This window comes from Synechococcus sp. CCY 9618 (assembly GCF_019038415.1).
GTDB lineage: Bacteria > Cyanobacteriota > Cyanobacteriia > PCC-6307 > Cyanobiaceae > Cyanobium.
The window spans coordinates 247905-266169 of the sequence record NZ_JAFKRG010000009.1 but is presented as its reverse complement, the minus strand read 5'-3'; the positions used below and the strand labels follow the sequence as shown (position 1 = coordinate 266169).

At 68.6% G+C, this 18265-nt stretch carries 17 protein-coding genes; 13 read left to right on the top strand and 4 right to left on the bottom strand.

All coding sequences use genetic code 11. From position 1 onward, the window contains the following. Positions 1–6 precede the first annotated feature (6 nt). Entirely contained in the window at positions 7–819 is an 813-nt protein-coding gene (locus KUG41_RS02795) for a hypothetical protein (RefSeq protein WP_216900805.1), read from the bottom strand. 56 nt (positions 820–875) lie between these two features. On the opposite strand from KUG41_RS02795, the gene KUG41_RS02790 reads away from it, so the two are divergent. The 8 genes from KUG41_RS02790 (at position 876) to KUG41_RS02755 (ending at position 8974) form a co-directional block, all read left to right on the top strand. Next, on the top strand, positions 876–1862 hold the full coding sequence (locus KUG41_RS02790) for a fatty acid desaturase (RefSeq protein WP_216900803.1): 987 nt from the start codon (positions 876–878) through the stop codon (positions 1860–1862). Positions 1863–1904: 42 nt separating this feature from the next. After that, positions 1905–2366, top strand: a complete 462-nt coding sequence (rplI, locus tag KUG41_RS02785) for a 50S ribosomal protein L9 (RefSeq protein WP_216900801.1) — start codon at positions 1905–1907, stop codon at positions 2364–2366. A gap of 118 nt (positions 2367–2484) precedes the next feature. Next, on the top strand, positions 2485–3891 hold the full coding sequence (gene dnaB / locus KUG41_RS02780; protein WP_216900799.1) for a replicative DNA helicase: 1407 nt from the start codon (positions 2485–2487) through the stop codon (positions 3889–3891). Positions 3892–4142: 251 nt separating this feature from the next. Then, positions 4143–4877: a sterol desaturase family protein gene (locus tag KUG41_RS02775; protein ID WP_216900797.1), complete on the top strand. Its 735-nt coding sequence runs from the start codon at positions 4143–4145 to the stop codon at positions 4875–4877. A gap of 45 nt (positions 4878–4922) precedes the next feature. Further along, positions 4923–6878 carry a tRNA uridine-5-carboxymethylaminomethyl(34) synthesis enzyme MnmG gene (mnmG, locus tag KUG41_RS02770; RefSeq protein ID WP_216900795.1) on the top strand — a complete coding sequence of 652 codons (1956 nt, stop codon included), beginning with the start codon at positions 4923–4925 and terminating at the stop codon, positions 6876–6878. A 26-nt stretch (positions 6879–6904) separates the two neighbouring features. Then, positions 6905–7747, top strand: coding sequence for a hypothetical protein (locus KUG41_RS02765; RefSeq protein ID WP_216900793.1), 843 nt, complete (start codon positions 6905–6907; stop codon positions 7745–7747). Between the two features lie 19 nt (positions 7748–7766). Beyond that, the gene (locus KUG41_RS02760; RefSeq protein WP_216900791.1) at positions 7767–8378 is read left to right on the top strand and encodes a chorismate lyase; all 612 of its coding nucleotides are present in this window, start codon (positions 7767–7769) and stop codon (positions 8376–8378) included. A gap of 77 nt (positions 8379–8455) precedes the next feature. Then, positions 8456–8974, top strand: a complete 519-nt coding sequence (locus tag KUG41_RS02755) for a hypothetical protein (RefSeq protein WP_216900789.1) — start codon at positions 8456–8458, stop codon at positions 8972–8974. Here the strand turns inward: KUG41_RS02755 and KUG41_RS02750 are convergent. From KUG41_RS02750 to KUG41_RS02740, 3 genes are all read right to left on the bottom strand, one after another. Continuing rightward, positions 8895–9416: a DUF1269 domain-containing protein gene (locus tag KUG41_RS02750; protein ID WP_216900787.1), complete on the bottom strand. Its 522-nt coding sequence runs from the start codon at positions 9414–9416 to the stop codon at positions 8895–8897. The genes KUG41_RS02755 and KUG41_RS02750 overlap by 80 nt on opposite strands. A gap of 65 nt (positions 9417–9481) precedes the next feature. Beyond that, positions 9482–10162, bottom strand: coding sequence for a hypothetical protein (locus tag KUG41_RS02745; RefSeq protein WP_216900785.1), 681 nt, complete (start codon positions 10160–10162; stop codon positions 9482–9484). A 138-nt stretch (positions 10163–10300) separates the two neighbouring features. Beyond that, positions 10301–10843, bottom strand: coding sequence for a SprT family zinc-dependent metalloprotease (locus KUG41_RS02740; protein ID WP_216900783.1), 543 nt, complete (start codon positions 10841–10843; stop codon positions 10301–10303). Positions 10844–10904: 61 nt separating this feature from the next. Here KUG41_RS02740 and KUG41_RS02735 point away from each other — a divergent pair, with 61 nt between their 5' ends. The 5 genes from KUG41_RS02735 (at position 10905) to KUG41_RS02715 (ending at position 18211) form a co-directional block, all read left to right on the top strand. Continuing rightward, positions 10905–11327: a hypothetical protein gene (locus KUG41_RS02735; RefSeq protein ID WP_216900781.1), complete on the top strand. Its 423-nt coding sequence runs from the start codon at positions 10905–10907 to the stop codon at positions 11325–11327. Positions 11328–11330: 3 nt separating this feature from the next. Next, complete coding sequence (gene ligA, locus KUG41_RS02730) at positions 11331–13409, top strand: NAD-dependent DNA ligase LigA (RefSeq protein ID WP_216900779.1); 2079 nt, start codon at positions 11331–11333, stop codon at positions 13407–13409. An 84-nt stretch (positions 13410–13493) separates the two neighbouring features. Then, positions 13494–14561 carry an endo-1,4-beta-xylanase gene (locus KUG41_RS02725; protein WP_216900777.1) on the top strand — a complete coding sequence of 356 codons (1068 nt, stop codon included), beginning with the start codon at positions 13494–13496 and terminating at the stop codon, positions 14559–14561. 546 nt (positions 14562–15107) lie between these two features. Then, positions 15108–16016, top strand: a complete 909-nt coding sequence (locus KUG41_RS02720; protein ID WP_371734006.1) for an HlyD family efflux transporter periplasmic adaptor subunit — start codon at positions 15108–15110, stop codon at positions 16014–16016. After that, complete coding sequence (locus KUG41_RS02715) at positions 16013–18211, top strand: glycosyltransferase (protein WP_216900773.1); 2199 nt, start codon at positions 16013–16015, stop codon at positions 18209–18211. The genes KUG41_RS02720 and KUG41_RS02715 overlap by 4 nt, the downstream gene beginning before the upstream one ends. Positions 18212–18265 lie beyond the last annotated feature (54 nt).

Sequence of the window (18265 nt, the reverse complement as noted above, 5' to 3'; positions counted from 1 at the left end):
CCGGGTTCAGCCCTCCCCGGAACCCACCGCGGGCAGGGAGGCTCCGATTTCCCGGCGGATCGCCGCCGCCAGGTCCACCGGTCCCTGGTCTTCCCCCCCGCCCTGCAGCCGGCGGGCCTGCTGGCGCAGCAGCTCCAGGAACCGGTCGGGACCGAGCTCCTCCTCCCCGGCCGCCCCCAGCACCGCCAGGGTCCGGCGCAGTTCAGGTAGCTCCGTATCCAGTTCCACCGCCGAGTAATCGCGCTGGCCGGCGATCACTTCGGCAAACCGCTCGCGGCGCTGCCGCTTTGCCGCCGGGTACGCCGCCATCAGCTGGTCGCGGCAGTCGCGCCAGGAACCACCGGCGGTGAGCAGATGGGCCAGGGCGGCGCTGAGGCCGGCCGCCTCCGCCTCGCCGATGCGCAGATCGAAACTGGCCGGCGGCTCCCGGAAGCCGACGAACACCTCAAGCAGGGACCCCGGACCCAGCACCCGCTGGTGCTCATCCCGCACGGGCAGGGCCGAGCTGCGCAGGGCCTCGAACAGTTCGGGGTGGTCGGCCAGCAGGGTCTCGGCCCGGTCCGGCTCCAGCCGCCCGGCGGGGGCCTGGGCGGCAAGCCAGAGGTTGACGTTGCCCAGGGCCAGGAACACCTCCGGCCCGGGGGAGGCCAGCTTGCCGTTGCGCAGCATGGAGAGCTGGGAATTGTGCACCCGGCCCAGGTCGAGGGCCTCCGCCAGCACGGGCAGGACCCGGTGGGACCAGCCGTTGCGCTCATGCCAGACCCGGATCAGATGGGCGAAGGCAACCCGACCGGATGCGAGTTCGTCTCGATACCCCACGCGATCTGGATTCGTATTGCTACCATCCTAACGACTGATCAGGAGCACGGTCCTCCATGGCCGCCACAACCTTCCCCCGCCCCGGCTCGCGTCGCGGCCCCGCCGCCCGCCACACCCGCCAGCCGGCGGCCATCAACCAGGGGGCCGATGCCCTCCGCAGGGCCAGGGGCCTGCACGAACCCCGCCGCGGCGAGCCCCGCGGCGTCTCTCCCAAGGGCACCCGCTGGGGCACCATCGGCTTCATGGTGCTCATCCACATCCTCGCGGTGGTGGCCCTGCTGCCCCGCTTCTGGAGCCTGGAGGCGGTCGGTGCCCTGCTGGTGATGTACTGGGTCACCGCCTGCCTGGGCGTGACGATCGGGTACCACCGCCTGCTCTGCCACCGCTCCTTTCGGGTGCCCCTCTGGCTGGAGCGCATCTTCGCCACCTGCGGTGCCCTCAGCTGTCAGCACGGCCCGATCGACTGGGTCGGCCTGCACCGCCACCACCACAAGTTCTCCGATACGGAAGTCGATCACCACGACAGCAACAAGGGCTTCTGGTGGTCCCACATGGCCTGGATGTTCGAGGAGATCCCGGCCATGGCCGCCGTGCCCCGGCTCACGGGCGACCTGGCCGCCGACCCCTACTACCGCTGGCTGAACAAGGGTTTCCTGCTGCTGCAGCTGCCCCTGGGCCTGCTGCTCTTCTGGATCGGCAGCGTCACCGGGGCCGGCGGCTGGGCCCTGGTGCTGTGGGGCATCCCCCTGCGCCTGGTGATCGTCTATCACTGCACCTGGCTGGTCAATTCGGCCACCCACATGTGGGGCGAGACCGTGCACGAGAGCGGCGACAGGTCGAAGAACAACCCCTGGGTGGCGGCGCTCACCTTCGGTGAGGGCTGGCACAACAACCACCATGCCTTCCCCCATTCGGCCCGCCACGGCTTCGGCCCCCGCCAGTTCGACCTCACCTGGCAGCACATCAGGCTGATGCGGGCCCTGGGCCTGGCCACCCGGGTGCGTCTGCCCCTGGCAGCAGCTCCCTCCGGGACCGTGTCGTAGGCTTGTCGATCGGATTTCAGTCGGCTCAGCCGAGGCGTCGTCATGGTCAAGAAGCGTGTGCAGGTGGTCCTCAGCGAGGACATCCTTTCCCTGGGCAAGGACGGTGATCTGGTGGACGTGGCCCCCGGCTACGCCCGCAACTACCTCCTGCCCACAGGCAAGGCCCTGGCCGTCACCGCCGCTGTCCTGCGCCAGGTGGAGCACCGCCGCGCCAAGGAGGCGGAGCGTCAGGCGGCCCTGAAGGCCGAGGCCGTCGCCTTCCGCACCGCCCTCGACACCATCGGCCGCTTCACCGTCAAGAAGCAGACCGGCGGCGACGACGTGCTCTTCGGCACCGTCACCAACGGCGATGTGGCCGAAGCCATTGAGGCCGCCACCAAGAAGGAGGTCGACCGGCGCTCCATCACCGTTCCCGAGATCCACCGCACCGGCTCCTACAAGGTGCAGGTGAAGCTCCATCCCGATGTCATCGCCGACGTCAACCTCGAAGTGGTCAGCTACTGATCGGCCAGCCGCGAACCGAAACATTCCGTCCCGGGCCCCAGAGTGATTCACCACTCCGGGGCCGGATCCCGACCGATCCGGCGCCCTTTCCCCTGCGTCCCGTAATGGAGCCCAGTCCATGGTGAGCGTGCCCCTGGCGGGATCGGATGCCCCCCTCGAGGGGGCTCGCCGATCCACTGCCCGTGCCGAGCAGGCCGGTTTCGAGGCGCTGCCCGATTCTGTTCCGCCCCAGAACCTGGAGGCGGAAGAGTCGGTTCTCGGGGGCATCCTGCTGGATCCCGACGCCATCGGCCGGGTCGCCGATGTGCTGCGCCCTGAGGCCTTCTACCTCGGCGCCCATCGGGAGATCTACCGCACCGCCCTGATGCTGCACAGCCAGGGCAAGCCCACCGATCTCACGGCCATGGCGGCCTGGCTCGCCGACACCGGCCAGCTGGAGAAGGTGGGCGGCAGCGCCCGGCTAGTGGAGCTGGTCGACCGCACCCTCTCCACCGCCTCCATCGACCAGGTGGCCCGCCTGGTCATGGACAAGCACCTGCGCCGTCAGCTGATCCGCTCCGGCAACGACGTGATCCGGCTGGGCTTCGATCAGAGCAAGCCCATGGAGCAGGTGCTGGACGAGGCCGAGCAGAAGATCTTCGCCATCAGCCAGGAAAAGCCCACCGCCGGCCTCACCCCAACAGCCGAGATCCTCACCAGCACCTTCAACGAGATCGAGAGCCGCTCCCTCGGCACCGCCGTAGCGGGCATCCCGGTCAACTTCTACGACCTCGACGCCATCACCCAGGGGCTGCAGCGCAGCGATCTCATCATCGTGGCCGGGCGCCCCGCCATGGGCAAGACCTCAATTGTGCTCAACATCGCCAAGAACGTGGCCCAGCTGCACCAGCTGCCGGTCTGCGTGTTCAGCCTGGAGATGAGCAAGGAGCAGCTCACCTACCGCCTGCTGTCGATGGAGGTGGGCATCGAGAGCGGCCGTCTGCGCACCGGCCGGCTGCAGCAGGAGGAGTGGCCCCTGCTGGGCCAGGGCATCAACAGCCTCGGCCAGCTGCCCCTGTTCATCGACGACAAGCCCAATTCCGGCGTGCTGGAGATGCGCTCCCTCTGCCGCCGCCTGATGGCCGAGCAGGGCAAGGAGCTGGGCCTGATCGTGATCGACTACCTGCAGCTGATGGAGGGCTCCACCCCCGACAACCGGGTCCAGGAGCTCTCCCGCATCACCCGGGGCCTCAAGGGCATGGCCCGGGAACTGCACGTGCCCGTGATCGCCCTCTCCCAGCTCAGCCGCGGCGTCGAGTCCCGCACCAACAAGCGCCCCATGCTGAGCGACCTGCGGGAATCGGGCTCGATCGAGCAGGACGCCGACCTGGTGTTGATGATCTACCGCGATGAGTACTACAACCCGGAAACCGCCGACCGGGGCATCACCGAAGTCATCGTCACCAAGCACCGCAACGGCCCGGTGGGCACTGTCAAGTTGCTGTTCGAACCCCAGTTCACCCGCTTCCGCAATCTGGCGGCATAGGCAAGGGATCCCGGCGAAAGTACACTCGCAGCATCCTGCTTCTCAGTGACTGAAGTTCCACCATGTGATGGATTTCAAGAGGATTGATCGGTTTTAATTCTGTCGTTATTCCCCTGGAAAGACGACCCCATGCAGGACGGGAGTAGGATGGGGAACGAGATCAACGGTGTGGGGCGCAATCAGTGGGGCATCATTCTTTCTTGTACTACGGATTTGCATTCTTCGCGATTATCCTCATTCGCTACATCCTGATGGCAGGTTTCGCCTACTGGCTGGTGTATCTCCGCACCGGAGGGAGTGCCGTTGCTGGCCGCCCGGATGTCCAGGCTCCCAGCAGCGCCGCCATGCGGGAGGACATCCGGCTTTCGGTGGTCTCCACGGTGGTGTTCGCCCTGGCCACCGCCGCCGTGATGATGTTCCAGGACCGGGGCATGACCCAGCTCTACGGCCGGGTCCAGGATCATCCCTGGTGGTATCTGGGGCTGAGCTACGCCGCCGTGCTCGTGCTCCAGGACGGCTGGTTCTATGTCACCCACCGGCTGCTGCACCGCCCAGCCCTCTTCCCCTGGTTCCATCGGGGCCACCACCGCTCCCGCCCCCCCACGCCCTGGACCTCCTTCGCCTTCGATCCCCTTGAAGCCCTGCTGCAGGCTCTCTTCCTGGTGGCCGTTGTGCTGGTGCTGCCGCTGCACTTCATCACCCTCATGGCCGTGCTCACCACCATGACCGTCTGGGCGATCGTGAACCACCTCGGACCCGACCATTTGCCCCTGGGATTTCCCCATCACTGGCTGGGGCGCTGGATGATCGGTCCGGCCCACCATTCGCTTCATCACCGCCGCCACGGGGTGCACTTCGGCCTCTACTTCACCTTCTGGGACCGGCTGCTGGGCACCGAGGACCCCGACTACGGGGCCAGCGTGAGCACGGGGGGAAGCGTGGCCCCGCTCCCCCCAGGCACAATGACAGCGGCCAGGGGCGCCTGACCCCCCCCCCACAGCCCCGGCCCGCTGACGCGGCCCCCTTCCTCCATGGCCCTGAGCGCAGATCCCACCGAACGGTTCGACCTGATCGTGGTCGGCGGCGGCCACGCCGGCTGTGAGGCGGCCCTCACCGCCGCCCGGCTGGGTGTGTCCACGGCCCTGTTCAGCCTCAACCTCGATCGCATCGCCTGGCAGCCCTGCAACCCGGCCGTGGGCGGGCCGGCCAAGAGTCAGCTGGTGCACGAGGTGGATGCCCTCGGCGGCGTGATCGGCCGGCTGGCCGACGCCACCACCCTGCAGAAACGGCTGCTCAACGCCAGCCGCGGACCCGCCGTCTGGGCCCTGCGGGCCCAGACGGACAAGCGCCAGTACGCCCGCCAGATGCTGCAGCTGCTGCAGCACACCCCCAACCTCGCCCTGCGCGAAGCGATGGTGACCGGCCTGGAGATCGAGGGGGATCCCGACGATGCCGACCGGGGCGGAGCCCGGGTGATCGGCGTCCGCACCTACTTCGGCAGCGTCTACGGCGCCGGGGCCGTGGTGCTGACCACGGGCACCTTCCTGGGGGGCCGGATCTGGGTGGGCAACCGCTCGATGGCGGCGGGCCGGGCAGGGGAGCAGCCGGCGGAGGGACTCACCGAGGCCCTGCGGGAGCTGGGTTTCCGCACCGACCGCCTCAAGACCGGCACCCCGCCACGGGTCGACCGCCGCAGTGTGGCCCTCGACCGCCTGGAGGAACAGCCCAGCGACGCGGCCGATCGCTTCTTCAGCTTCGATCCCAGCGCCCGGGTGAGCGGTGAGCAGATGGCCTGCCACATCACCCGCACCACGGCGGCCACCCACCGGCTAATCCGCGACAACCTGCATCTCACGCCAATCTACGGCGGCTTCATTGACAGCAAGGGCCCCCGCTACTGCCCGTCGATCGAGGACAAGATCGTGCGCTTCGCCGACAAGGAGAGCCACCAGATCTTCCTGGAGCCGGAAGGACGCGACACCCCCGAGCTCTATGTCCAGGGCTTCTCCACCGGCCTGCCCGAGGCGCTCCAGCTGGCCCTGCTGCGCACCCTGCCCGGCCTCAAGGCCTGCGTGATGCTGCGCCCCGCCTACGCCGTCGATTACGACATCCTGCCCGCCACCCAGCTGACCCCATCGCTGGAGACCAAGCGGATCCGGGGGCTGTTCTCCGCAGGCCAGCTGAACGGCACCACCGGCTACGAGGAGGCCGCCGCCCAGGGTCTGGTGGCCGGCCTCAACGCGGCCCGGCTGCTGGGGGGCCAGGAGCCGGTGCACTTCCCCCGGGAAGGCAGCTACATCGGCACCCTCATCGACGACCTGGTGACCCAGGACCTGAAGGAGCCCTACCGGGTGCTCACCAGCCGCAGCGAATACCGGCTGGTGCTGCGCGGCGACAACGCCGACCGCCGGCTCACCCCGCTGGGCCACCGGCTGGGTCTGATCGATGACCGCCGCTGGCGGCTCTTCCAGCAGAAACAGGAGGCGATCGATGGGGAGAAACAGCGGCTGGAGACCGTGCGGCTCAAGGGCTCCGACCCCGCCGCCACCGCCGTGGCCGCCGCCACCGGCGCCGGCATCAACGGCTCCATCACCCTGGCCGATCTGCTGCGCCGGCCTGGCCTGCACGGCGAGGATCTGGTGCGCCTGGGGCTCATCGATCCCCACCTGGCGGCCGACGTGCGTGACGGCGCCGAGATTGACATCAAGTACAGCGGCTACCTGGCCCGCCAGGAGCAACAGATCGAACGGGTCCGCCGCGGGCAGGGGCGGCCGATCCCGGCCGGGATCGATTACGCGGCCATCGGCACCCTCTCGGCCGAGGCCCGGGAGAAACTGGCGGCCGTCCAGCCCGGCACCCTGGGCCAGGCCTCCCGGATCCCAGGTGTCAGCCCCGCCGACGTCAACGCCCTGCTGCTCTGGCTCGAACTGGACCGGCGCCGCAGCCGGCCCAGCCCTCGTCAGAGTCCGGAACCATCGTTAAGCTGACGCACGCCTGACGCCGAGGACTGCAATTGAGCCCCTCTCCCCGGCGCCCCCTGCGTGGCATCCCCACGTCTCGTGCCTACTGGGAGTTGAAGGCCGAGCAGATGATGAACCGGGTGTTCGACCCGGAGGCGACCATTGATCTGGATGTGGAGGCGGAGGCCGCTCCGGCCCGGCCCCTGCCGGCACCCGCCCCCGTCCCCAGGCTCCGGGCCCGCCCGGCCCCACCGGCTCACCCACCGGCCCGCGCCGACCGCAACACCCTGCTGCTCACCGCCATGGGCGGGGTCTGCATGGTCAGCGTGGCCAGTTCCGTCCTCTATCTGACCCACTCCAGCCGCATGCAGCAGGCCCTCAGCCAGGAGCGCAGCCTGCTGCTGGTCGAACGCCTGCGCAGCCTCGGACCCGCCAATCCGACCCCCATCGGCTCCGGCACCGGCACCAACCTGGCCACCGGCGATCAACCCGTCCTGCCCCTGACGGGCGACCAGCTGCCGCCTCCCCCCGAGGAACCCTGGATGCAGCAGCTGTCCCAGCTGCCCCAGCAGGCCGGATCCCAGGCCCCGGTCCTGCGGGTGCCGGTGAGCCCGAAACTGGCCGCCGCCGCTCCCCCCGCCAGCGTCAATGGGGTCGCTGCCTCCGGGCGCGCTGCTTCAGGGGGTGGTGCCGCCGCGCCGGAACTGGTGGGGGTGGTGGGATCGGCGGGCCGCCCCGCTTCGGCCATCTTCCAGATGGGGGGCACCTCCACGAGCGTCAGCGTCGGTGAAGCGATCGGGGGCAGCGGCTGGCGTCTGCGCTCGGCCGAGGGGGACGCCGCCCTGATCGAACGGGGCGGAGAAGTGCGGCGGATCTCGATCAGCAACGGCTACTGACCCACGCCCCCTGCCGCCCATGAAGCCGACGTCCGGCAGCCTGCTGCGGTCTCCAGGTTTTCTCTGGGAGACGAGCGCTTCCGAGGAACTGGCCAGGTCGGCCGAGCGGGAGCTCACCGGCCCCTGGAAGCTGCTCCTGCTGGGGGACGGCAGCCCGACCCGGCATCTGCAGCTGCTCACCGGGTTCCCGGTGGAGATCGAGCTGATCGCCATGGCCGCGGAACCGGCCGGCTGTGCCGGTGCGCCGCCGCAGGTGGCCCACCTGGCGGAACCGCTGCTGCGACGCCAGGTGTGGCTGGCCTGCGGCGACAAGACCCTGGGCTGGGCGGAGAGCTGGTGGAACCAGGCCGAGGCGGAGGCCCATCTGCAGGATCGCCGACTGCCGATCTGGCGCAGCCTCACCGCCGGGAGGGCGGAGCTGTTCCGGGAAGTGGATGGCTTCGGCCAGGTGCAGGAACCCTGGCTGGAGGATCGCTTCGGCTGCGCCGGCCCCTTCTGGAGCCGCCACTACCGTTTCTTTCGCCAGGGCCGGGAGCTCACGGTGATCCGGGAAGTGTTCTCCCCGGCCCTCGAACGCTGGCTGGGGCCGGCCGACGCCGGGTTTGTTCGTAAAGACTCATCAATTCGGTAACGCCGTGTGGCGGTTTCCTGTTGACGAATTGACGCTTTTGGGTATGAGGCCAGGATTCATTTACTCGACACCGGATCATGAGCAGCCACCACAGCGCCAAGGCCCCCCCCCCAGGGGAGTGGCTCACCCTCACCGACCTGGGCCGCCGCTACGGGGTCTCCGCCGTCCACACCGGCAGGCTCCTGGTGACCGCCGGTCTGCGCCGCAGCAGCGGTGAACCCACGGCCGAGGCCCTGGCGGCCGGTCTGGCCATTCGTCCCCAGCCTGGTCATCACCAGGCCAGCCTCTGGCTGCACCAGGGCTGTGCCCCCCATCTGGAACGGCTGGGTCTGGTGCCCCAGGCCCAGCGCACAATAGTGAGCCTCTGGGCTGATCTGATCAGTGCCCTGCTGCAGGGGTCGCCGGCCATCAGCGTTTCAGCCGAGGAAATGGCCGACGACATCCCCCACGATCTGGTGAAACCGGTGAACCGGGAACTGCGCCAGCGGGGCTGCAGCTTCCGCGTGAGCCCGAAGCTCAGGACAACCGCAACGCCTGGGCCTGCTTGCTCGCCTGCTCGAGCATCTGACGCAGCCGATCTTCGTCCGTGTGGCTGAGGTTGGTTCGCAGCAGCCTGGCGTTGGGGGCATGGGTCCGCAGGCGCTCGATCAGCCGGTCAGGGGTGGCGTCGCGAAGGAGCAGACAGAGGGCTGCACTGCCGGGGGCCAGGGTTTCTCCCACCTCACGCATGAATCCGTCGTTGATGCCCAGATCGGAGAGGGAGCCTGAAGCGGCTCCCAGTCCGGCGCCCACCGCCGCTCCGAGCAGGGGGTTGAGGAACAGCAGGCCCACCAGGGTGCCCCAGAAGCCGCCACCGAGGGCGCCAGCGGTGGTGAGGTTGAGCGACTGGTGCAGTCGCACCTTGCCATCCGGCTCGTTTTCCACCACCACGGCGTCCTCGAGGGCGATCAGCTCCTCCTTCTGGATGTCCACCAGCTGACGCCGGACCTCATCAGCCTCCTCGAAGGAAGGGAAACCCACCACCACCAAGCTGCTCATGGCCGACATCGTTGCGTGGAAGGCCTCGTCCTAACCCAGATTCTGCCGGGGCGGGGTGTCGCCGGTCAGGGACGGCGGCGACTGGAGCGCGGCAGGGGACGGGAGCCAGGGACGACGGGGGGATCGGACTCCCGGGGGCCGGTGGCCTCCCGGCGCTCGGGGCGGTCCGGACGCTGCCAGCGGGGAAGGCTGAAGCTGGCGTCATCGGGCCATTCGCTGTCCTCGACCCCACCCGCGGCCGCGGCGGGGGGAGCCAGGGGGGCCGGAGGCTGGAAAGAAGGGGGCTGGAGAGACGGAGGCTGGAGAAACGGCGGCTGGGACGTCGTCGCGGCCCCCTCCCGCCCGCGGCGGGAGACCGCCTCCAGTCCCTGGCGGCGGGACCGGGGCGCGGGGGAGGGGGACGGCCCGCTGCGCCCCTCCTCCTGCCAGGGCTCGCGCCAGTCATCGCCATCCTCGAGCAGCCAGTCGAGGCGGTCCTCCACCCAGCGGCCCAGGTCATCGAGTCGCGGCCTCAGGGGGGCACGGCCTTCGCCCCGGGGCGCCGGACGACGCGTCCCCGGCCGGGAGCCGGACACCCCCTCGACGAACTGACGGCCGGCCGTCATCCAGCGATCCACCCTCTGGTCGAGGGGATCGCTTCCGGCACGGCCGCCCCGCTCCCGTTCTCCTGGCTCCCTTGGGCGGAGATCCCGTTCGTGGAAGTCGTGCTGACGCCCCTCCCTGGAGCGCCGGGGGCTCTGATCCATCGAATCCATTATTCGATGTTAGCGGCGCCGCCCGGAGAGCCAGTGCTCCCTGCCCAGGCCCACCAGGGCGATGGTGAGACCGCCCCACTCCAGGGCCCAAAGAAATGTCGCCATCGGCCCTGACTCCTGCCCCGGAACCTAGTCGGTGTTGCGTTCGAACACCAGCAGGCAGCTCGCATGCCACTGGCCGCCATGGAGCCGTTCGCAGCAGGGGCGGCAGGCCAGTCCCTGGCGGCGGCGCTGGTAGGGGGCCCGACGGTCGCAGCTCGGGCAGCGGGCGATCCAGCGGCTGGCGGCCACGGGCAGGGGATAGCGGTGCCGCAGGTTCACCGTGAAGTCGTCCTGGGAGCGGTTGATCCGCTCCATGCGCTCGCGGAAGCGGGGGCCGTGGACCTCCTGAACCCCCAGGATCCTGTCCACCCAGGCGTGGATCATCTCGTGACACAGGGTGCTCAGCGTCGCCTGCCGCGGCAGCGGTTCCAGCAGGGGTCGGGAGAGAACGATCTCGCAGAGGTCGCGGCCATCCGCCAGGCGCCCGCGCCGGTAGAGACCGGCGGTGCGGGTGAGCCGGCCATCGCTCCAGCGCAGGTCCAGCAGGGGCCGCCCGCCTGTGGCCAGCTGGCCGTCGAAGTGCTCGCGATTGAGCCGGTGGAACAGGGGCAGCAGCGGTTCCAGAGGCATCGGCCCATTCTTGTGGGGTCGTCCGTCAGACTCTGCAACGCTGCGAACGGATGCGACCACCATGGACTGGGTACTGGCCCGCGACATCGGCTCCAAGCTGCTGCTGGCAGGAGCCGGCGGCTTGCTTCTGTACTGGACCATCTCGGCGGTCCGGCTGGTGCTCAGCGCCCGGGGCATCAATCCGCTGATCAAGCAGTTCTTCACCCAGGTGGCCTCCGGTCAGGTGGACGGGGCTTACCTGCTCACCACCCGCAACTACCGCTCCCACGTCAACCGCCAGCAGTTCATCCGCTTCCTGGCCGGACTGCAGCTCAACAAGTACCGCAACCTCAAGTCCGGCCGGCCGCGACTGCAGGAGGGCCAGGTGATCCTCACGGTGAAGCTGAAGACCGACGGCAAGGAGGAGCTGCCCCTCGACTTCACCTTCGTGAAGGTGGAGGAGAGCTGGCGGGTGGATCGCATCACCCGGCTGGCAGCCGCCTGAACCGTGTCCCAGGAACGGGCGGAGGAACTGCGGCGACTGCTCAACCTCGCCGCCCATGCCTACTACGTGCTCGATGCTCCGGTGATGGAGGATCCGGTGTACGACCGGCTCTACCGGGAGCTGGTGGAGCTGGAAGCCGCCGATCCTGTGCTGATCCGGCCCGACAGCCCCACCCGGCGCGTCGGTGGGGCACCGGCCGAGGGCTTCACCAGCGTGGACCACCGGATCCCCCTGCTGAGCCTCGACAACGCCTTCTCGCTCGAAGAACTCGACGACTGGTACGGACGGCTGCTCAAGGTGCTCGACCGGGAGCCGGCGGCGGGGGAGCCCCCGCAGGTCCTGCCGATGGTGGGCGAGCTCAAGATCGACGGCAACGCCCTGGCCCTCAGCTATGAGCAGGGGCTGCTGGTGCGGGCGGCCACCCGCGGCGACGGGGAACGGGGGGAGGAGATCACCGCCAACGTGCGCACCATTCGCAGCGTGCCCCTGCGCCTCCAGCTGAAGCGGCCGCCGGCCTGGGTGGAAGTGCGCGGCGAGGCCTTCATCCCCGAGGCCGGCTTCGCCGCCATCAACGCCGAGCGCACGGACCGGGGCGAGGCCCCCTTCGCCAACCCCCGCAACGCCTGCGCCGGCACCCTGCGCCAGCTGGATCCGAAGGTGGTGGCCTCCCGGCGCCTGTCGTTCTTCGCCTACACCCTGCATCTGCCGGGCGACTGGGAGCCGGGGCCGGAGGATCCCGCCGTGCCCCGCGGCCAGTGGCAGGCCCTGGGCTGGCTGAGGGCCGCCGGCTTCCGCGTCAATCCGCACTGCGCCCTCTGCCCCGATCTGGCCGCCGTGAAGGCCTTCTGTGACCGCTGGGAGCAGGACCGCCGCGGCCTGCCCTACGCCACCGACGGGGTGGTGGTGAAGCTCGATGATCTGCGCCTGCAGGGCGACGCGGGCTTCACACAGAAGGCGCCGCGCTGGGCCGTCGCCCTGAAATATGCCGCCGAGGAGGCCCCCAGCCGCCTGCTGCGCCTCACCTGCCAGGTGGGGCGCACGGGGGTGGTCACCCCAGTGGCGGAGTTCGAGCCGGTGCCCCTGGCCGGCACCAGCGTCAGCCGCGCCACCCTGCACAATGCCGATCGCCTGGCGGAGCTGGATCTCTGCGCCGGCGACACGATCGTGGTGCGCAAGGCGGGCGAGATCATCCCGGAGGTGGTGCGGGTGCTGAAGGAGCTGCGGCCGGCGGGGGCGGCCCGGCTGGAGCTGCCCACAAGCTGCCCGGAATGCGGCTCGGTGCTGGTGCGGGAGGAGGGGGAGGCCGCCACCCGCTGCGTCAACAACGGCTGTCCGGCGATCCTGCGGGGCTCCCTGCGCCACTGGGTGAGCAAGGGAGCTCTCGACGTGGACGGCCTGGGGATCAAGCTGATCGAACAGCTGGTGGACCGGGGCCTGGTGGCCTCGATTCCCGGTCTGTACAGGCTCGACGCCGCCCTGCTGGCCAGCCTGGAGCGGATGGGGGAAACTTCGGCGCGCAAGCTGGTGGCGGCCCTGGAGGCCTCGAAGGCCCAGCCCTGGCATCGTCAGCTCTACGGCCTCGGGATCCGCCACGTGGGGGAGGTCAACGCCAAGGCGCTGGCCCGGGCCTTCCCGGCCGCCGCCGACCTGGCCGCCGCGGCCGCCGAGGCGCCGGAGCAGCTCACAGCGGTGTTCGGCATCGGCCCGGAGATCGCCCAGTCCCTGCAGCAGTGGTTCGCCACCTCCGCCAACCAGGCCCTGCTGGGCCAGCTGCGGGAGCTGGGTTTCTCCCTGGCCTCGGCCGAGGGCCCCGACGATGGCCGCCAGGAGACGGCGGGTCCCTCACCCCTGGCGGGCCAGACCTTCGTCCTCACCGGCAGCCTGCCCTCCCTCAGCCGCTCCCAGGCCCAGGCCCTGATCGAGGCGGCCGGCGGCAGGGTGAGCGGCGCGGTGAGCCGCAAAACCAACTATGTGGTGGCGGGCGAGGAGGCCGGCAGCAAGCTGGCCAAAGCGGAGGCCCTCGGGGTGGCGGTGCTCGACGAGGCGGGGCTGCGGGCCCTGCTGGGGGCCGAACCGGCCTGACGGCCACCGCCGTCAGGCTCCCATGGCCTGGGCGAATCCTGACCGGCCACCCAGAGTGGGACTGGCCCGACTCCGCCCGGAACCATGCGACGACGGCAACTGATCCTCGGCAGCCTGGTGGCGGTGCTGGGCTGGGGGGTGGCCCGGGCCCTGCCGCCGGGGACGCCGACCCTCCAGGCCCTGGCCGCCGCCCGGGGGCTGCGCTGGGGCGCCGCCGTCACCAACGCGCAGCTGCAGGACCCCGGCTTCCGGAATCTGGTCACCACGCAGGCGGGGCTGATCGTGCCGGAGTCGGAGATGAAGTGGGATGGGCTGGAGGCCACACCAGGCCGTTTCGACTTCAGCGCCCCCGACCGGCTGCTGGGCTTCGCCCGCGAGCACGGGCTGGCCATGCGCGGCCACACCCTGGTGTGGCACCAGCAGTTGCCGGACTGGGTGCAGACGTTGCCCGCCGAGGAGCTGGACCGGGCCCTGGCGACCTACATCAGCACCGTGGTGGGGCACTACCGCGGGCAGTTGCAATCGTGGGACGTGGTCAATGAACCGATCGCCGATGACGGTTCCGGCCTGCGCCGCGATCTCTGGCTGGAACGGCTCGGCCCCGACTACATCGCCAGGGCCCTGACCCTGGCCCACCGGGCCGATCCAGGCGCGGTGCTGGTGATCAACGAGTACGGGCTGGAGGGAGATGACCCCAAAACCGCCCGCAAACGGCAGAGCTTCCTGACCCTGCTCCGGGACCTGCGCCGGCGCGGCGTCCCCCTCCATGCCGTGGGGCTCCAGGGCCACCTCTATGCCAACGGCAGTGGCCCCACCACCTTCGCCAGCCTGCCGGCCTTTCTGCGGGACCTGGCCGCCCTGGATCTGGACATCTTCGTCACCGAACTGGACGTCAACGACCGGGAGCTGCCGGCAGCCATCCCCGAACGGGACGCGCGGGTAGCGGGGGTCTACGCCGGCTTCCTGGCGGCGGTGCTGCCGGAGCCGCGGTTGAAGCTGATCACCGGCTGGGGATTGAGTGATCGCTTCACCTGGCTGAATCAATTCTTTCCGCGGGCCGATGGGTTGCCGCAACGACCCCTCCCCTTCAACAACCGAGATGCAACCAAACCGGCGACCGCGGCGATCCAGGCGGCGCTCCTCAGGAAGTGAAGCGAGCCAAACCTCACCGCTAAGCCAAGCCGATCAGAGCCTTTCCGTCGTTGAAGTCGAGTTGAAACCCCATGCAGCGTTAATACAGATACCAAGCAAGATGCATACCATCGATCAAAGACGCGAAACGTAGATTTGGCCCCTCCATCCACCGGCGCGATCCAGGCAACGCCACCTTCGGAGCTGGAAAGTCGCGCCCTTGAATTCAAACCGCTGTCGAGTGGGGTCGTCGCCCCGCAAGCGTTCGATGACGGGACGGAGTCTTCTGAAGACGCCATTCCCCGCTCGCGCCGTGCCGATCTGACGATCCTGATGGTCTCCGCCGGCCTGCTCTTCGCCGCGGCGGCCATCGTCATCAATTTCTTCACGGCACGGTCCCGTGATGCGGTCATTAACGCCACTCCCATCGTGCTCAGCAGCCCGGTCAGCGGCACCCTCACGGCCCTCTCCGTCCGCGCCGGCACGGAAGTCGCCGCCGGGCAACAGCTGGCTATGGTCGCCAACCCGATGGCACGGCGCGATCAGCTCGCCGCCCTCGAAACCGAGGTGGAAACCGCCAACGGACGCCTGAGGGATCTTCGGGACCGGCGCGATCTGCAGCAGAAGCTTGTCGCCAGGCTCGGCCGGGATGTGGAGCGGCAGCGCTCCCTCGAAATCCGCCGCAACCGCAGCGACCGTGACGATATCGGCTTCAGTCTCGACCGGGCCAGGAAGGAACTGGCCTTCGCCCGCCGGGAGACGCAGCGGCAGGAGGAGTTGTTCCGGGCCGGCGCCGTGGCCGCCAACGTGGTGGACCGGGCGCGCACCACCGAACTGCAGCGGGCGCGGGAAGTCCGGGGACTGGAATCCCAGTTGGCCGGCCAGTCCGCCGTCTTGCAGGCCTCCATCAACGATCTGACCCTGCGCAACAACCGCAGCGGTTCCGATCCGGTGGTCCGCCTCCAGGAGGCAGCCCTGGCGCTGGAGAAGGCCGAAGGAGAACTGCGGACGCAGGGATATCAGATCGAAGGCCTCAAACGCCAGCTGACGGTGGCCCGACGGGAATGGCAGGAGCGCAACCGTGCCCTTCTGATCAGCCCCCGGCGCGCCGTGGTCTGGCAGCTGGAAGCCCAGAAGGGGGACTCGGTCACAGCACAGCAGAAGGTGGTGCAGCTGATCGATTGCAACCAGCGCTGGCTGACCACCACGGTGGCGGAAAGCGATCTCCAGCGGATCCGCCTGGGCAGCAAGGCCAGCATCTCGCTGCTGGGCAGCCCGCAGCGGCTGCGCGGCGAGGTGATCGCCATCCGTTCCGGCCTCGGCCGGGTTCAGCTCGGTGAGGAGGCCCCAGTGCCCGTGCCGATCAATCTGGCCCGGGAGAGCCAGGTGAAGGTGCGCATCCTCAACGACTTTCCGGCGCCTCCGGGGGAATTCTGCTACGTGGGTTTTTCGGCCCGGGTCAGCTTCGAGCGATGAGAAGCCTCGATTCGCTCGCGGTGCCGGGGGGCTCCAGGCGGGTGTCGCCCTGGGTGTGGAACCTGCTGATCCTTTCCGTGACGGCCCTGGTGGCGGCCCTGCTGCTGGCGAATCTCCAGTTTTCCGGGGTGGCCACGGGGATCCTCAATCCTCTGGCCTTCCGCGTCCTGCCCGAGACATGGCAGATCAGGGACATGTGGATGGATGTGATGCTGCCGGTGTGCGTCGCGGTGGCCATCTGCCTGGGGGTGAATCATCTGCCCCGGCGACCATCGGCCTATCTGCTCACCTCCCTGATCCTTGCCCTGTTCACGCTGCGCTATTTCCTCTGGCGCGCCACCACGCTGAATCACAGCCATCCGATCAGCCTCGCGCTGAGTCTGATCTTCTTGCTCTGTGAAGCCAGCTATCTGCTGACCACGGCGCTGCAGTTCTATCCGGCCATCCGCTTCCAGCCCGAGCAGCGGCGGCGGCAAGCCGATCAGCTGATGGCCTGGACTGAACAACATCAGCCCAGCGTGGACATCTGGATCCCCACCTACAACGAACCGGAGCGGCTGGTGCGCCGCTGCATCCTGGCCTGCAGCAACATCCCCTATGCGAACAAGACGATCTACGTGCTCGATGACGGGCATCGTCCATCGGTGGCGGCCCTGGCGGCGGAACTGGGGGTGAAGTACCTGAGTCGACCTGACAACCTCTATCGCAAGGCCGGCAACCTGAATTACGCCCTGGCCCAATCGAGTGGTGATCTGATCGCGGTCTTCGATTGCGATTTCATCCCCTTCAGCCGCTTCCTCACCCGCACGGTGGGATTTTTCAGCGATCCCGAGGTCGCCCTGGTTCAGACGCCCCAGCACTATTTCAACGCCGACTTCCACAACCGCAACCTAGGACTCGACGTCCTTGTCCCCGATGACATGGACTATTTCTTTCACTATGTCCAGGTGTTGCGCGACCGCTTCAATGCGGTGGTGTGCTGTGGCACCTCCTACGTGGCCAGGCGTTCCGCCCTCGAGCAGATCGGCGGCTACGTGACCCATTGCATCATCGAGGACAATCAGACGGGAACACGGCTGCTCACCAGAGGCTGGCGGATGGTGTACCTCGACGAAATCCTCAGCCTCGGCGAAGTTCCGCGCAGCTTCCGCGACTATCTCGACCAGCGGCTGCGGTGGATGCAAGGAAACATGCAGGTGTTTGCCTCACCGAGGGAAATGCCCATCTGGAAAGCACTTGGTTTCTGGCAAAAGATTTTCTACGTCAATCTCTATCTGACTTTCTGGGCACCCCTATTCCGCGCCGTCTACATCATCTTCCCGCTCCTCTCGATGCTGGTCGGCTTCACGCTGATCGCCGCCCCACCCGTGGAGTATCTCGCCTATGGCCTGCCCTTCGTGATCCTGCTGTATTTCCTTCCCAGCTGGCAGACCAATGGCCATTACTTCCATTACTGGACAGAAGTCCATGAATCCCTGTTCTGCTTTCCGGCCCTGAAACGACTCTCCCAGCTGATCTTCCGTCCGTTCCGGACCGTCGGCGGGCTGGTCACGAACAAGGCGGTGCACCATCCGCGCCAGCATTTCGATCGATCCCTGGTCTGGCCCTTTCTCGCCTACCTGGCGCTTTTCTCCGTGGGCCTGCTGGTGCGTTACCTGCTGCCGCTGCTGGACGTTCGCTGGGCGCGGCCGATCTTCGAAGGGGAAAGCCTGATGCTCGCCTGGAACGTGTACAACGTCCTGCTGATGTTCATCTGCCTGCTCGCCTGCATCGACAAGCCGGTGCGGCGTCAGGCCGACCGCTTCCCCCTGGAGCTGATCGCCTGTCTCGAAATGGATGGGAAGGAGTACTGGGGTGTCACCAACGACGTTTCCGAGCACGGCGCCGGCCTGCTGCTCACCACGACGGGCCCCTTTGGCAGCAGCGCCAACGCCCATGCCGACGGCATGCTGCGGGTTCCCCAGTACAACCTCTGCATGCCGGTGCGGCTGGTCCGAACCACACTGCAGGCGGGCTATCCCCTGCTGGGCCTGCATTTCGTGCTGTCGGCCCGGGAAGCGGAGGCGGCCCTGATCCAGCTCATCTACGGCGAGAACGCCTGGTTCCAGAAACTGACCCGGGTCGGCAGCATCGATGCCCTGCTGCTGCTGATGGGAAGCGTCTTTCGAGCCGAGCCAATCGTCCGCCGCTACTGAGTCAAGGCCCCATCACCGCCCCCTGGCCTGCGCTGGTGATCCACATCCCCAGCT

What these genes read in the sequence shown, in the direction of transcription:
- KUG41_RS02715 (WP_216900773.1), top strand. Translation starts at nt 16,013, where the DNA reads ATGAGAAGCCTCGATTCGCTCGCGGTGCCGGGGGGCTCCAGGCGGGTG.
- KUG41_RS02750 (WP_216900787.1), bottom strand. Translation starts at nt 9,416, where the DNA reads ATGAGCAGCTTGGTGGTGGTGGGTTTCCCTTCCTTCGAGGAGGCTGAT.
- KUG41_RS02740 (WP_216900783.1), bottom strand. Translation starts at nt 10,843, where the DNA reads ATGCCTCTGGAACCGCTGCTGCCCCTGTTCCACCGGCTCAATCGCGAG.
- KUG41_RS02745 (WP_216900785.1), bottom strand. Translation starts at nt 10,162, where the DNA reads ATGGATCAGAGCCCCCGGCGCTCCAGGGAGGGGCGTCAGCACGACTTC.
- rplI (WP_216900801.1), top strand. Translation starts at nt 1,905, where the DNA reads ATGGTCAAGAAGCGTGTGCAGGTGGTCCTCAGCGAGGACATCCTTTCC.
- KUG41_RS02755 (WP_216900789.1), top strand. Translation starts at nt 8,456, where the DNA reads ATGAGCAGCCACCACAGCGCCAAGGCCCCCCCCCCAGGGGAGTGGCTC.
- mnmG (WP_216900795.1), top strand. Translation starts at nt 4,923, where the DNA reads ATGGCCCTGAGCGCAGATCCCACCGAACGGTTCGACCTGATCGTGGTC.
- KUG41_RS02775 (WP_216900797.1), top strand. Translation starts at nt 4,143, where the DNA reads ATGGCAGGTTTCGCCTACTGGCTGGTGTATCTCCGCACCGGAGGGAGT.
- dnaB (WP_216900799.1), top strand. Translation starts at nt 2,485, where the DNA reads ATGGTGAGCGTGCCCCTGGCGGGATCGGATGCCCCCCTCGAGGGGGCT.
- KUG41_RS02790 (WP_216900803.1), top strand. Translation starts at nt 876, where the DNA reads ATGGCCGCCACAACCTTCCCCCGCCCCGGCTCGCGTCGCGGCCCCGCC.
- KUG41_RS02760 (WP_216900791.1), top strand. Translation starts at nt 7,767, where the DNA reads ATGAAGCCGACGTCCGGCAGCCTGCTGCGGTCTCCAGGTTTTCTCTGG.
- KUG41_RS02725 (WP_216900777.1), top strand. Translation starts at nt 13,494, where the DNA reads ATGCGACGACGGCAACTGATCCTCGGCAGCCTGGTGGCGGTGCTGGGC.
- KUG41_RS02735 (WP_216900781.1), top strand. Translation starts at nt 10,905, where the DNA reads ATGGACTGGGTACTGGCCCGCGACATCGGCTCCAAGCTGCTGCTGGCA.